This is a genomic window from Streptomyces pacificus (genome assembly GCF_011766325.1).
In the GTDB taxonomy this organism is placed as follows: Bacteria; Actinomycetota; Actinomycetes; order Streptomycetales; family Streptomycetaceae; genus Streptomyces; species Streptomyces pacificus.
Window position 1 is genome coordinate 33,679 of record NZ_BLLG01000026.1, and the last position, 14,181, is coordinate 47,859.

Consider the following 14,181-nt stretch of genomic DNA (forward strand, 5'->3'; position numbering starts at 1 on the left):
CGCGTGGATCTGCCGGCCTTAAGGTGCCCAAGTACTCCAACTCGGCTGTGGGGACGGTGCGTTGGTCTTCGGCGAGGCCTTCCTTGCTGCGGCGGTTTGCGGACGGTGTAGATGCTGTCGCCCTTGCGGGCCCGGCGGCCGGCCTGCACCACCGTCGTCCGCCGTGACACACCGTGGCCCCCGCCGCCCGGCGCAAGGCGAGGGTGGTCCGGCCGCGTACACGGTGGGGCGGGATCGCCGGGCCGGCGCCCTGGCGGCCGCCGTCGGCGATCGTGGCCGGGATGCCGGCGGCGGGTGCGGCCGGCGGTTCGCCGGCGGTACGGCGGTGGCCGGAGGGAGCACCGCCCGCGCCGGGACCCGCGGACCCCGTGCGGGCGGTGCCCCGCGCGGTCAGGCTTCCGGCGGCACGTGTGCCGGGCGGCCGCCGCCGCGGGTGAGGCGGTGGCCCCAGATTCCGGCCAGCGCGGCGAGCACGGCTCCGCCCGCGGTCCAGAGGATGCGGGAGGACCACCGGCCCGACGCCCAGCCGCCGTCCGGTTCCACCTCCCGGCCCGAGGCGGGCACCAGGGGGGCGGCGAGCCTGCCGTCCACGGCCGTGGCGCCTCCGGAGTCCGCCGTGGCGACCTCCAGCGCGGCCTCGGCCGGCTGGCCCAGGTCCTCGGCGGGCGCCGCGGCGACGGTCAGCCGGACGTAGTAGGCCCCGGGCAGTGGGTCGTTCGCCCACGGCTCGGCCCATGCCCGTACCGTTCGCAGCGCGCAACTCAGCTCGACCGACGACGCCCCCGCCCGGACCGTGGCGGAGTCGCTGCCGTAGCGGCAGGCCTGGCGGCGGCGCAGTCCGTCGTACACGTCGAGCCGCCATGTCTGGCTGCCGCTGCGCGCCTTGGAGCGGGGCAGTTCCACGGTGGCCCGGACGGTGGCCCGCTGCCCGGCATCGGCCGCGAACTGCCAGTAGAGGTAGTCACCGGTCGACGCCTGGGCGGTGGCCCGCTGCCCGGGGCGTACGACGGCGGCCGTGCGGAACGACGTGCCGGCCTCGGTCGGCGCGGCGGCCTCGTCCCCCGTGCCCGCGGCGGGCGACGGCGAGTCGGCGGCGGCCCCCGGCAGCGGCAGTGTGAACACGGCGGCGGCGGCGAGCAGGCCGGCCGTGAGAACGCGTACGGTACGCATCAGTTGCTCCTCCAGACGGCGATGCGCCAGCGAGAGATCCAGCCCCACAGCGCCCCCGCGGCGAAGCCGGCGAGCGTCCCCATTCCGAGCAGCCACCAGCCGTGGCCCAGGCCGCGGAACGCCGCGTCGCCGGCGTCGCGGGGGCCGCCCGTGATGTCGATGGTCAGCTCGACGGGAAGACCGGGGGAGGTGGCGACCGACGCGGGGGCGGAGAAGGAGTTGCTCACCCGCAGGCAGACGGTCTCGGCGGCCGGTCCGCCGTCGCCGGCCCCCGCGGCACCGGCCTCGTCGGTGCCGTCGCCGGTGTCGCCGTCGGTGTCGCCGTCGGTGTCGGCCTTGGGGTAGCGAAGGCCCGTGGAGACGACGTCGGTGCGCCCGTCGCCGGTGGACTCCCCGCGCACGATCTCGCGGCCCGCCAGGGTCGAGGCGCGCAGCAGCACACCGTGGTCGCGGTTCACGGGGCGGTCGGCGGAGATGCTGACCGAGGCGCGCAACTCCTGCCCGGGCAGCAGGTCCACGCGGTACCAGAGGTGCTGGCCGAAGGTCTCGCGGTCGGCGTACAGACCGGCCTTCAGCCGGGGCGCGTCCGCACAGCGCTCGCCGCCCTGGGTGGCCACCGGGGTGACGACCGGCTCGGCGGCGCGGTCCACCAGCTGACCCACCCGCTCGGACAGCTCCTCCTTGTGCTGTACGGAGGAGTAGGTACCGCCCGTGGCCTCTGCGATGCACATCAGCTGGGCGCGCAGCTTGGCGTTGGGGACGAGACCGAGGGTGTCGATGGTGATGCCGACGCCCTTGGCCGCGATCTCGCGCGCCACCTCGCACGGGTCGAGCGGGGCGCAGGTGTCCTCGCCGTCCGTGATGAGCACGATCCGCCGGGTGGCGTCGCCGCCCTCCAGGTCGTCGGCGGCGCCGAGCAGGGCGGGGCCGATCGGCGTCCAGCCGGTCGGGACGAGCGTCGCCACGGCCGTCTTCGCCTCGGTCCTGTCCAGCTCGCCCACCGGGTAGAGCTGCCGGGTGTCCTTGCAGCCCTCCTTGCGGTCCTTGCCGGGGTAGTCGGCCCCGAGGGTCCGGATGCCGAGCCGTACGTCCTCCGGCACCGCGTCCAGCACCTCGTTGAACGCCTGCTTGGCCGCGGACATGCGGGACTGCCCGTCGATGTCGCGGGCCCGCATGGAACCGCTGACGTCGAGGACGAGCTCGACTTTGGGAGGTTCCTTCGCGGCGGCCTGGCCGGCAGCGCCGCCGGAGTCGGCGAAGGCGGTGGAGGGGAGGGTCCCGCCGGTGACGGTGACCAGCAGCGCGCCGCAGAGGGCGGCCGCCAATCGCTTTCGTATGCTCATCGGCGGATCATAGTGAGCGGGACTGGTCCGGCCCAATTCGGCTCCGCGGCCCCGGTCCCGTCAACTGCCCGGTTTTGCAGCTCAGTTGATTACCGAGTCCGTGCTGTCCAGCGGTACGCGGTGGGGGCAGTCGTCGGCATGGGAACGGCGACTGGGGGAGTTGGCCCCGGCAGGTAGACCACAGCCGAGGACACGTCCGGCGCTCCGCCGTACCGGTCCTGCCAACCGCGGCCGGGAGAGTCCGCGTACGGCCTCCGGGGCCGCCTGTGCGGGGCCCTGACGACCTCGGGGACGGGAGGGCCCCGGATGATGCTTCCGAGGCTTCACAGGGACGCTCACCCCGCACCCGTCGCCCTGGCGTGACAAGTGAGCGGATCCCGTCTGCGCCCGTGCGAGTGAAGACGGGCCGCCCCGCGGGGCGGCCCACGCGGCGGTCAGCGGGCGGTTCCGAACGCCTGCGTCCACCACGGCCCGCCGGAGGCGTCGTGGATACCGACGCCCAGTTCCTTGAACGAGCAGTTGAGGATGTTGGCCCGGTGGCCCGGGCTGTTCATCCACGAGGTCATCACCGACGACGGGCTCTGCTGGCCCCGTGCGATGTTCTCCCCGTAGGTGCTCCACTGGTAGCCGGCGGCGGTGATGCGGTCGCCCGGGTCGGTACCGTCCGGGCTGGTGTGGTCGAAGTAGCCGCGGGCCGCCATGTCCTCGGAGTGCCGCCGTGCGGCGGTCTCGAGCAGGCTGTTGCTGCGGACCGGCCCGCATCCCGCCTTGGCACGCTCGGCGTTGACCAGCGCGACGACCTGCTCGGCGTCCCCGCTCGGCAGCGGCGTCTGGGGGGCGGGCGCCTCGGAGGTGGGCGTCGGCCGGGGCTTCGCCGTGCTCGGCTCGGGCTTCGGCGGCGCGATGCTGCTGGGGCCGGCGCTCGTGCTCGTGCTCGCGCTCGGGCTGGGTGAGGCGGAGGCCGAAGCGGAGGCGGAGGCTGAGGCTGAGGCGGAAAGCGACGGGGACGGGGACGGGGAGACCGAGGCTGACGGTGAGGGGGACGGGGAGGCGTCCGCCGGGGCGGCGACGGTGGAGGCCGGCTCTTCGGACTCCTCGGGACCGAACAGAAGATGGGCCGTGCCGCCCGCGGTGACCAGTGCGGCGACCGCGGCGGCCACGGCGGCGGTGCGGCGCCGCCGCCGCGCACGGTGCAGGCGGGCCTGGGCGCGGGACGCCCCGGAGCCCGCCGCCTCGCCGGAGCCCAGCGGATCCCCGGCCGGATCCCCGGCCGGATCCCCGGACGGGGCGCCGGCTTCGATGGGGTCGGATCCGGCGGCGTGGGAGGCGTACGGGGTGCCCTGGGCGGCTCCGCCCGTCTGGCCGCCGCCCGGGTGCGCAACGCTGCCGAACGACGCCGTGGCCGCCAGGTCCGGCGCCTGCGGGGCGAAGGCCGCCAGTGACGCGGTCACCGGCAGCAGCGCGAGGCCCACGAGCAGCCCCTCGGCGGGCACCAGCCCCGACCAGTGCCCCGCGCAGACCGTGCAGCCCCGGGCGTGACGGGCGATCCGCTTGCGCCACAGCGCGGAGGGCAGCCCGTCCCAGCTCGCGACGATCGGCTCCAGCAGTACGCACCCGGGCTCGGCCGACAGTGCGCGGACCACCACGCGGGCCGTCTCCAGCTGGGCCTTCATCCGCTGTACCCGTACCGCGGTGTGCTGCGGGGACAGCTCCAGCGCGGAGGCGACCTCCTCCCGGGACAGCTCCCCGGCGGCCTCCAGCCACCACAGCGAGAGCAGGGCGCGGTCGTCCTCGTCCAGCCAGCGCGTCGCCTCGGCGGTCTCCTTCCGCTGACCGGAGAGCCCGAGGCGGGTGATGGTCAGGTCCACGAAGTCGGCGCCGGGGTCGACGACGTCGTACGCGTCCTCGAGACCGCCGGCGCCGGGTATCTCGCCCGCGCGGCGCTCGCGCCAGTGGCCGCGGATCTGGTTCATGGTGATGGCGACCAGCCAGCTGCGGAAGCTCTCCGGGTTCCGCAGTCCGTCCAGGCCGCCGAGGACGCGGAGCATGGTCTCCTGCACCACGTCGTCCACGTCCGCGTGGCCGTTCATGGCGCGACCGACGATGTTGTAGACCAGCGGAAGGTACTCGGCCACGAGCCGGTCCTGCGCGTGCTGGTCACCGGCCTGCGCCGCCATGATCACCGCGGCTTCGCGTTCGCTGCTCACGCTGTGTCCACTCTCTTCCTTGGCTGTGGCGTGTCTCCCCCGACGGTTGGGAGACGTGCCGCCTCCGCCCCGATAACGGAAATCGCATAGGAGTACGCAGAAACGGCCGGGAGTGTTAGATCCGCCCGCCAGGCGCGCAGGACCGCGGCGGAGGGTTCGAACAGTTCGCCCGGAATGCGGGCCGGCTCGTGCCACTCCCAGCGCACGATCCTGTCCGGTTCGGCGACCTCCGGCTCGCCCTCCACCCCCGTCACGAGGGCAGCCGCCGAGATCCTGGTCAGGCCGCGCTTGCCGTCCATGACCACGGCGATGACGGTCACGTCCTCGTCGCGGACCCGCAGCCCCGTCTCCTCGGCCAGCTCTCTGGCCCCGGCCCGCTCGAAGCTCTCCCCGGGGTCGACCTTGCCGCCGGGCAGCTCCCACTGCCCGCTGCGGTCCAGGCCGAGCAGGACCTGCCCGCCGGGGCGTAGGACGATCATGCCGACGCCGGTCAGGCCGTTGGGGGCGGGGAAGGCGCGCGCGGGCCGCTCGCCGGGGGCGCAGGAGTGGGTCACCATGCGGGGGATGGTACGAGGGGGTCGTACGAGATTTCGAATCTCGCCTGCCGGGGGGCCACGGCACTGCCGGGCTCGGTGCGGTGTGCCGCGTCCCGGTGCCGTGCCGTGCCGTGCGGTGCGTCCCGGTGCCGCGCGGTGCGGTGCTCCCGGTTGCGGTGGCGGCCGCCGTGGCGCGGCCCGGCGGGGAGCCGCCGGGCCGGTCCGCCTCGCTGCGGTCCCGTTCGGTGGGGCCCGGCCTCGCGGCAGCGGCCCGGCCCGGCGCTGTTCAGACGCCCTGGGTGCTTCTGGCTCCGTAGCGTGCCCACGCGGGCACCACGCCGGTGATCTGGCAGACCATGAGGTACAGCGGGATGGGCGGTGTGTACGGGCTGTCGTCCTCGGGCCAGTGGATCAGCCGGGTGCCGGGGGCCGGCACGTACGCCCCGCGCGAGTAGTACGCGGGCAGCGGCCATTCCAGATCCTGATCGGATCCCGCCGGGACGATCCACCACATCCATTCCGTGTCCGCGTAGACACATCCCGTGTGGGGGAGGCGGGACAGCAGGCGCCGGCCGTGCCGCGCGGGCAGGCCGACGGCGTCGTGGCCGAGCGCGGCAGGCAGTCCGGCCGGGACGTCGAGACGAGGCTGTCCGCGGGTCTCGTCGCGTACTCGGGAGAGCGGGCCGGTCTTCGCCCTCAGCACCGCGGCCCCAGCAGCAGCTCGGCCCAGACGACACGGCCGGGCCCCGGTTGCGCGTCGTGTGCTCCCCAGGCGCTGCTGACCGCGTCGACCAGCAGCAGCCCGCGTCCGCCTTCCTCGGCGGAGATCCTGCGCAGTCGCGGCTCTCCCGGCGGGCAGCCCTCGTCCTGCACGGCTATGCGCAACTGGCCCGGTGTGTCGTGCAGTTCGCAGAGAACGCGCTGGCTGGCGGTGTGCATCACGGCGTTGGTGAACAGCTCCGAGGCGACCAGTGCCACCGTGTCGAAGTGGCACTCGTCGACACCCCAGCGTGTCATGCGGTCCCGGATCAGGTGCCGGGCGCGCCCGACCGACTCGGCCCGGCCCGGGAGCTCGAACCCGAAGCGGCGGATCGCCGGCACCGGGGAATCCGGCCGGCACGGCACCGCGAGCACGGGCCTGAGCGTGTTGCCAGGAGCCACGACCAATCCTTAACGGTGGGGAAGCAGTGCCGCACATGCCTCTTCCCTGGCACGATGCGGCAGCCTCGTGAACTGGTTCACCGAGCCACTCTCCCCTCGAACACGACACTTGGCAAGGGGCACTCTGAAAATTGCAGAGTGTCGACTTCTGGGAGACAGTGGCATGGCAGACTCGGCGTGACACCGGATCACGGCGTCGGACGGGCAGAGGCGGAACAGGGCGCTGGGGAGGTCGGTAGTGAGCGAGCCGCGGTCCGCCCCCACGGTGGGGCAGGTCGTACTGGGCAGGCGACTGCAGGATCTGCGGGAGCGGGCAGGCCTGCGGCGCGAGGAGGCCGCCAGGGTGCTCCATGTGGCTCCCGCGACCGTACGCCGGATGGAGATGGCGGAGGTCGCCCTCAAGATCCCCTACGTGCAGCTCCTCCTGAGGGCCTACGGCGTCCCCGAGGACGAGGTCGAGGGCTTCAGCAGGCTGGCCGAGGACGCCAACAAACCCGGCTGGTGGCAGCGCTTCCACGACGTCCTGCCGGGCTGGTTCAGCATGTACGTCAGCCTGGAGGGGGCGGCCGCCCTCATCCGCGCGTACGAACCGCATTTCGTCCCCGGCCTCCTCCAGACAGAGGACTACGCCCGCGCCGTCATGCGCAGCGGAGCCCTCGGGGCGACCAGCGCGGAGGACATCGAGCGGCATGTGGCCCTGCGCATGGAGCGCCAGGCCCTGCTCGACCGATCCGACGCCCCCAGATTCTGGGTGATCATGGACGAGACGGCGCTCCGCCGCCCGGTGGACGGTCCGCGGGTGATGCGGGCCCAGATCGGGCGGCTGCTCGAAGCCGTCGAGCGGCCCAACATCGTCCTCCAGGTCGCGGAGTTCGCGACCGGACCGCACGCCGGGACCTACGGCCCGTTCGTCCTCTTCCGCTTCGCCGTGCCCGAGCTGCCGGACATGGTCTACAGCGAGTACCTCACCGGCGCGGTCTACCTCGACGCCCGCCCCGAGGTGGCCTCGCATCTGGAGGTCATGGACCGCATGGCGGCCCATGCCGCCACCGCACAACGCACGAAGGACCTCCTCCGGAGCGTCCGCAAGGAGCTGTGAATGGACCGCATCTACAACGGCATGCCCGCCCGGGAGCTCGGCTCGGAAGGCTGGCACAAGCCGTGGAGCGGTGGCAACGGAGGCAACTGCATCGAGGCCATGAAGCTGGCCGACGGCAGGGTCGCCGTCCGGCAGTCCGCCGACCCCGACGGCCCCGCGCTCATCTACACGCACGGGGAGATCGCGGCCTTCATCCAGGGGGCCAAGGCGGGTCAGGCGGACTTCCTCCTGAGGTGAACGACCGCCGGCCACCCGGCCCGGTCCGGGCGGGCGATGCGGTCGCACCACGCCCCCACCCGCCTGCCCGCCCGGGCCGCGGGCACCTCGCCGGCCACCCGGAGCCCGATGGGGTCCCCGGCGGGAACACCCCCACGCGCTGCCCATGGCGAACGGCTCGTACCCGGCCTCCCGCGTCTCCTCGAACGGCACGGCCCGTCGGGCACCCGCCCAGGCCGCCACGGTCAGCGGCACGGCGTCCGAGTGGACCGCGGGGCGGACGCGCCGCTCCCGTACCCGTGCGATGCGCTGCCCGGTCCCGCGCCCCCGTCGTGACACCCGTCGTGCATCCGTGAGGACCTACTTCCGGGCCAGGTGGGCGAGAGTGGGGTGTACGGCGGCGTACCCGTCCAGCAGGCGGCAGGCCACGGTGACGGAGTCGACCAGCGGGTGCAGGGCGAAGGCCCGCAGCGCGGCGGCGCGCGAGCCGCTCTCCGCGGCCGTCATCACCTCCCGCTCGACGGCCTTCACCGCGGTGACCAGACCGGTGGCGTGGCCCGGCAGCGGATCGACGGCGCAGGGGTGGGCGCCGCCCGCGTCCACCAGGCACGGCACCTCGACCACGGCGTCCGCGTCGAGAGCGGCGAGCGCCGTACCGTTGCGGACGTTCAGGATCAGCGTGGTGCGCTCGTCGCGGGCGACGGCGCGCATCAGGGCCAGCGCCACCCGCTCGTACCCGCCCGGCTCCAGGTCCGCATCGGCCCGTTCGCCCGCACCCGACGCCTCCTGGCTGCCGGCCATATAGGTGGCCTCGCGCTCGGCGAGCGCCGACCGCCAGCGCCGCAGGGAGGGCTGGGCGTAGAACCCGGCCTGCCGGTCGCGGAGGAACGCCCCTCGGGTGCGCTCCGCCCGCCGGTACGCCCGTACCGTCTCGCGGTGGAAGTAGTAGTAGTGCAGGTACTCGTTGGGGATCGCGCCGAGCGAGCGCAGCCAGTCGGTGCCGAAGAGCCGGCCCTCCTGCAGAGAGTCGAGCGCTTCCCGGTCGGCCAGGAGCCGGGGCAGCTCGTCCCGGCCGGCCACCCGCACCCCGCGGAGCCAGCCCAGATGGTTGAGGCCGGCGTAGTCCATCCACACCCGCGCGGGATCGGCGCCGAGCGCCCGCGCCACCCGCCGCCCCAGCCCGGCCGGTGAGTCGCAGATCCCGATGACGCGGTCGCCGAGCACCCGGGACATGGCCTCGGTGACGAGCCCGGCGGGGTTGGTGAAGTTGACGACCCACGCGTCGGGTGCGAGCGCGGCCACCCGGCGGGCGATGTCCGTCGCCACCGGCACCGTCCGCAGACCGTACGCGATCCCCCCGGCGCCCACCGTCTCCTGCCCCAGCACGCCCTCGGCGAGCGCCACCCGCTCGTCGGCGGCCCGCCCCTCAAGACCCCCGACCCGGATCGCGGAGAACACGAAGTCGGCCCCGCGCAGTGCCTCGTCGAGATCGGTCGTGGCCTCGACGACGGGCGCGTCGGGCACCCCGGCGGCCTGCTCGGCGAGGACGGCGGCGACGGCGCGGAGCCGGGAGCCGTCGATGTCGTGGAGGGCGACCCGGGTGATCCGGCCCTCGCCGCGGTCGCCGAGGAGCGCGCCGTACACCAGCGGCACGCGGAAGCCTCCGCCGCCCAGAACCGCCAGCCTCATCCCGCGACCTCCTCGCTCTGGGGCCCGCGCCGCGCCGCCGTCCCCCGCGGAGCTCCCGGCCAGCCCTGCCCGGTTCCGTCATCTCCGGCTGTGCCCTGCCGGCTGTGCCCTGCCGCAACGCTGCGACCTCGGCGGCGTTCGCGCGAGAGCCCCGCCGTGTTCCGGCGTCCGGGATCACGTCCGGACTCATCCCGTGGGATTCTGCCGGAAACCGGAGGTCGCTGCCGGGAACCCGGTGCGTCCCTTCCGGTCGGGAGCCCGGGGAACGGTTCCGCGGCGGACCGGCCGTGATCACCGGCTCGGGGCCGGGTCCGGAGGGCGCCCCGCCGGGTGTCACGACCGGGAGCGGGGGCCGGGGCGGGGCGGGGCGGGGTGAGATCGCGGGCGGGGGCGGGGGCCGGGGGCGGGGGCATGGAAATAACGCGTTGACGTACCCGGAAGGCGTCCTGCTAGCCTCCGGGAGTCGTTTCCCCTTCGTCTTCGTTCTGGGCCTGTGTGCCCTGGAAGAGAGTGCCTGATGTCCCGGCCCGCGCCGAGTGCGCCTCGCCGTACCGCGTAACCGTCCGCCACCTGTCGCTGCCCGCTGGTCCGGGCGGCTGCCGGACGTGTTCTCCGGTGCTCCGATCTGCCCCTCCGGCGCTCCCCTGCGCTCCCGGGCCCTCTGACGAGGCCACTCGGCCTGCTCTTGCTGTCATGACCGACTTCCCAGCAAGGAGCACCCGGGTGTCCAACCACACCACCAACACCACCAACATCCTCGGCCTCGGCACCTTCACCTGCGTCCGGTGCGGGCTGACCGTGTCCGCGTGCACCGCCGACGGCGCGCCGCGCAACCACTGCCCGTCCTGCCTGCACTCCCGGCATGTCCTCGACCACGTCGAGGGAGGTCCGAGCGACTGCGAGGGCCGGATGTCCCCGATCGCCATCGCCGTGCTCCGCACCGGCGACTGGATGGTGATCCACCGATGCGTGCGCTGCGACGAGCTCACCTCCAACCCGGTCTGCACCGACGACAACCAGCTCATCCTGATGCGCATGGCGGTCCGTCCGCTGGCCCAACCGCCCTTCCCGCTCGAAGCGTTCGGAACCCTCTGACCGCCCGGCAGGAAAGGAGCACCGCCATGCCGCGCAACAACCGCGACAGCCGCGACAGCCGCAACAACCGCGACAGCCGCGGCGAACGCGACAAACGCAGAGACCGCGACAGCCGCGGGCGGCGGAGCCGTCCGCAGCGGCGCAAGGACGTCCTGCACACCCAGGGCGGGCACCGGGCGCAAGACTTCCGGTGCGTGTCCTGCCGGCTCGACGTGTCCGTGGTAGCACCCGGCACCGCGCACCGCAACCACTGCCCCCACTGTCTGGCCAGCCTGCACGTGGACCGCAGGGTCCCCGGCGACCGCGACGCCGACTGCCGCGGCCGGATGGAGGCACTGAGCATGTCCACCCGCCCCGACGGCGAGTGGGTGATCATCCACCAGTGCGCCTCCTGCGGCGAACTCAGCGCCAACCGCATCGCCGGCGACGACAACCCCTACGCCCTGGTCCGCCTCGCCCTCAGACCACTCGTCGATCCCCGGCACGCCGGCCGTGCCCTGTTCGCCCTGTGACCCGGCCGCGGTGGACGCGGGAGGTCCCCACCCGCAGCCGCCCCCCGCCCATGGCGCACAAGCCCCGCACGCCCCGGCCCCGCACGCCCCGCCCAAGACGCCCCTGCGGTGTGATGAACCACGTCGTCAGCGGATCGGACGGGGTACGGGCGGACGCGCCCGCTGAGGCAGGGCGGAAGCCGGTGGCGTGAAGCAGTACCAGAGGCCGCTATGCGGCCGTGGATCGGGTGGGGGACCGCCGGAGAACCGGGAGGGCGGGGAACAAGCAGGCCAGGTAGGAGGGCGTTGATCCGTGCACGGCGGGGGAGCCGCGCCGGGCCCCGCGCCCGGTGCGGCTCCCGGCGCGACACAATGGCCCCATGGCCCGACGCACCCCCCGCCCTCCGCGGCCCCCGGTCAAGGACGGATCCCCCTGCCCCTGCGGACTGCCCGCCGCCTACGGAGCCTGCTGCGGCAGGTTCCACAGCGGAGAGTCCGTCGCACCCACGGCCGAGTTGCTGATGCGGTCGCGCTACAGCGCCTTTGCCGTCCGCGACGAGGGCTATCTGCTGCGCACCTGGCACCCCGACCATCGGCCCGGCGACGTGGACTTCGATCCCGCGATGCACTGGACGGGCCTGGAGATCCGGGACACGGCCGAGGGCAGCATGTTCCACACCAGGGGCACCGTCACCTTCGTCGCCCGCTACGCGGTCGGCGGGGAGCCCGGACAACTCCACGAGCGCAGTCACTTCGAGCGGCGCGACGGGGCCTGGGTGTATGTCAACGGCACCGTCGTGCAGTGACGGCCGCGCCGAACGGAGGGAGTTCAGCCGTCCCGGTCGCCTCCCCGGTCGTCGTTCCGGTCGCCTCCCCGGTCGTCGTTCCGGTCGCTGTTCCGGTCGTCGTCCGGACCCGGTTCGGCCGTGTCGGGCCGGTGGCCCGGCAGCGACGAACCGGCGGTGGCCTCATGGTGCAGCCGCAGGAACTCGAAGTGCCTCTCGTACTGGTCGAGTACGTCTGCGATGAGCTGCTCCTCGGTGTACCCCATCACGTCGTAGCCCTGGTTGCCTTCGGCGAGCCGCACCTCGAACCTCAGATAGGTGTCGTGGGCGGCGACCGAACGCGTCGCGAACTGGGGGGTCGGCGCCTCCACGGGTTCCAGCCCGTAGGCGAACTGCTCCCCGTCACCGATGCCGACCTCCAGCCCCAGGCGGGGGACACCCGTCGCCCCGTCGACCCCCTCGGTGACGGTTGTCCGCGCACCCTGGGCGCGCAGTTCGTCGGCCACCTTCCCGAGCGCCGGCCGGCAGACCTCGTCCACGAACCGGGTGGCGGCCCGCGGGCCGGGGAACGACATCGCCCTCGCGATCCGCCGCCGCCAGGTCGGATCGGTGACCGCCCCGCGGACCGTGCGCCCCGACAGCGACCCGGGCAGGGCGGCGATCAGCGCTTCCTCGCGCATCCGTTCCATGCGGAGAGCCTTGTACAGGCCGGCGATGATGAGGAACATCACGAACGAGAAGGGCAGTCCCATGACGATCGTCGCACTGGTGAGCGCGTCCACACCGCCGACGAGGAGCATGGCCAGGGTCAGCAGCCCCGTCGCGGCGGCCCAGAACACCCGCAGCCAGGGGGCGGAGTCGCTCACGGGGGTGGGCAGGTGCGAGCAGAGGTTGCCCATCACCAGGGCGCCGGAGTCCGCCGAGGTCACGTAGAGCAGCAGGCCGACGACGGTGGCGAGCCCGGCGCTGAAGGCCGCTCCCGGGTACTGCGCGAGCAGCCCGTAGAAGCCCTGTTCGGGGAACTCCATGGCCGTCTCGCCGAACGCGATGTCGCCGCTGCGGATCACCTGGAGTGCGCTGTTGCCGAAGACCGAGAGGAAGATCAGTGTGAACACGAACGGGATGACCAGGGTCGCCAGCACGAACTGCCGGAGCGAGCGGCCGCGGGAGATCCTCGCCAGGAAGAGCCCGACGAAGGGCGCCCACGCGACCCACCAGGCCCAGAAGAACAGCGTCCAGGCGTTGAGCCAGTCCGCCGGCGGGGCGTAGCCGAAGGTGTTCAGCGTCATCGAGGGGAAGCGGCTGACGTAGTCGCCGATGTTGAGGATGAGCTGGTTGAGCAGCGCGACGGGGCCGCTGACGATCAGCATGTAGAGCAGCAGTACGAGGGCGAGCACGACGTTGAGCTCGGAGAGCCTGCGGATGCCGCGGTCGACACCGGCCGCGGCGGACACCGTGGCCATGAGCACCGCGACGGCGATGAGGCCGATCTGCGCGCCCACGCCTTCGGGTACGTCGAAGAGGAAGCCGAGGCCGAAGTTCAGCTGCACCACCCCGATGCCGAGCGACACCGAGATGCCGAACACTGTGCCGAGGATGGCCGCGAGGTCCACGGCGTCGCCCACCCGGCCGTGGATGCGTCGGCCGATGATGGGGTAGAGCGCCGAGCGGATGGCAAGGGGCAGGCGGTAGCGGAAGGCGAAGTAGCCGAGTGCCATGCCCATCAACGCGTACATCGCCCACCCGGTGATGCCGTAGTGGAACAGTGTCCACACGACGGCCTGCCGGGCCGCCTCCACCGTCTGCCCCGGGCCCTCGGGAGGCAGGAGGTAGTGGCTGACGGGCCCGGAGACGGCGAAGAACATCAGGTCGATCCCGATGCCCGCGGCGAAGAGCATCGCACCCCAGGCGAACAGGCCGAAGTCGGGCGTGGAGTGCTTCGGGCCCAGCTTGAGGCTGCCGTACCGGGAGGCGCCGATGAACACCACGAAGGCCAGGTACAGGGTGGCGGCGAGGAAGTAGTACCAGCCGAGACCGGTGGAGATCCAGCCGACCACCACGCCGATGACGTCCTGGGCGCCGCTCGGGGTGACGATCGCCCAGATCGAGATCGCGAGGACCAGCCCGGCGGAGCCGAAGAAGACGAGCGGTTTGATCCGGATGTCCTCGGGCGTGGCGGGCTGCTCCGTCCCGACGTCCCCTTCGGTTTCGGCGCTGCCGCCGCCCTTTTCCTTGGCCGCCACGGTCAGTCCTCCATGCTCTACAGGCCGGCGGCTCAGCAAAGTCCGGCGGCTGTACGAATGCGACAGGTCAACCCTGCGGTCAAGGCTCCCGCTCCCGGTACCGGCCGCCCGGCATCGACACGGCTTCCGGCGGACGCCGGTTGCTC

The 14,181-nt window shown here is 73.4% G+C and carries 13 protein-coding genes; 5 read left to right on the plus strand and 8 right to left on the minus strand.

The annotated features are described in order from the left end of the window. Window positions 1–390 precede the first annotated feature (390 nt). The 6 genes from SCWH03_RS26655 to SCWH03_RS26680 form a co-directional block, all read right to left on the minus strand. The gene (locus tag SCWH03_RS26655; protein ID WP_173267233.1) at window positions 391–1,170 is read right to left on the minus strand and encodes a hypothetical protein; all 780 of its coding nucleotides are present in this window, start codon (window positions 1,168–1,170) and stop codon (window positions 391–393) included. Beyond that, on the minus strand, window positions 1,170–2,513 hold the full coding sequence (locus SCWH03_RS26660; protein ID WP_173267235.1) for a VWA domain-containing protein: 1,344 nt from the start codon (window positions 2,511–2,513) through the stop codon (window positions 1,170–1,172). The genes SCWH03_RS26655 and SCWH03_RS26660 overlap by 1 nt, the downstream gene beginning before the upstream one ends. A gap of 434 nt (window positions 2,514–2,947) precedes the next feature. After that, window positions 2,948–4,720 (minus strand): sigma-70 family RNA polymerase sigma factor, encoded by a 1,773-nt coding sequence (locus SCWH03_RS26665; protein WP_173267237.1) that lies wholly within the window; start codon window positions 4,718–4,720, stop codon window positions 2,948–2,950. Further along, window positions 4,717–5,277, minus strand: coding sequence for a nucleotide triphosphate diphosphatase NUDT15 (locus tag SCWH03_RS26670; RefSeq protein ID WP_173267239.1), 561 nt, complete (start codon window positions 5,275–5,277; stop codon window positions 4,717–4,719). Before SCWH03_RS26670 ends, SCWH03_RS26665 begins: the two co-directional genes overlap by 4 nt. 265 nt (window positions 5,278–5,542) lie before the next feature. After that, on the minus strand, window positions 5,543–5,959 hold the full coding sequence (locus tag SCWH03_RS26675) for a hypothetical protein (protein WP_371872787.1): 417 nt from the start codon (window positions 5,957–5,959) through the stop codon (window positions 5,543–5,545). After that, the gene (locus tag SCWH03_RS26680; RefSeq protein ID WP_254077049.1) at window positions 5,953–6,417 is read right to left on the minus strand and encodes an ATP-binding protein; all 465 of its coding nucleotides are present in this window, start codon (window positions 6,415–6,417) and stop codon (window positions 5,953–5,955) included. The genes SCWH03_RS26675 and SCWH03_RS26680 overlap by 7 nt, the downstream gene beginning before the upstream one ends. A 238-nt stretch (window positions 6,418–6,655) precedes the next feature. On the opposite strand from SCWH03_RS26680, the gene SCWH03_RS26685 reads away from it, so the two are divergent. After that, window positions 6,656–7,516 carry a Sco1979 family transcriptional regulator gene (locus SCWH03_RS26685; protein ID WP_173267241.1) on the plus strand — a complete coding sequence of 287 codons (861 nt, stop codon included), beginning with the start codon at window positions 6,656–6,658 and terminating at the stop codon, window positions 7,514–7,516. Continuing rightward, window positions 7,517–7,753 carry a DUF397 domain-containing protein gene (locus tag SCWH03_RS26690; protein WP_173267243.1) on the plus strand — a complete coding sequence of 79 codons (237 nt, stop codon included), beginning with the start codon at window positions 7,517–7,519 and terminating at the stop codon, window positions 7,751–7,753. 339 nt (window positions 7,754–8,092) lie between these two features. Here the strand turns inward: SCWH03_RS26690 and SCWH03_RS26695 are convergent, their stop codons facing one another. Continuing rightward, window positions 8,093–9,421 (minus strand): 6-phospho-beta-glucosidase, encoded by a 1,329-nt coding sequence (locus tag SCWH03_RS26695; RefSeq protein ID WP_173267244.1) that lies wholly within the window; start codon window positions 9,419–9,421, stop codon window positions 8,093–8,095. Between the two features lie 723 nt (window positions 9,422–10,144). Here SCWH03_RS26695 and SCWH03_RS26700 point away from each other — a divergent pair. The 3 genes from SCWH03_RS26700 to SCWH03_RS26710 all read left to right on the plus strand — a co-directional run bounded on the left by SCWH03_RS26700 (window position 10,145) and on the right by SCWH03_RS26710 (window position 11,813). Continuing rightward, a complete protein-coding gene (locus tag SCWH03_RS26700; RefSeq protein ID WP_173267262.1) occupies window positions 10,145–10,516 on the plus strand; it encodes an RNHCP domain-containing protein in 372 nt (123 codons plus the stop codon). Window positions 10,517–10,542: 26 nt separating this feature from the next. Next, on the plus strand, window positions 10,543–11,028 hold the full coding sequence (locus SCWH03_RS26705; protein ID WP_173267246.1) for an RNHCP domain-containing protein: 486 nt from the start codon (window positions 10,543–10,545) through the stop codon (window positions 11,026–11,028). A gap of 359 nt (window positions 11,029–11,387) precedes the next feature. After that, window positions 11,388–11,813, plus strand: coding sequence for a YchJ family protein (locus SCWH03_RS26710; protein ID WP_173267248.1), 426 nt, complete (start codon window positions 11,388–11,390; stop codon window positions 11,811–11,813). A 23-nt stretch (window positions 11,814–11,836) separates the two neighbouring features. On the opposite strand, the gene betT is transcribed toward SCWH03_RS26710, so the two are convergent. Further along, window positions 11,837–14,035, minus strand: a complete 2,199-nt coding sequence (gene betT / locus SCWH03_RS26715) for a choline BCCT transporter BetT (protein ID WP_272491129.1) — start codon at window positions 14,033–14,035, stop codon at window positions 11,837–11,839. Window positions 14,036–14,181 lie beyond the last annotated feature (146 nt).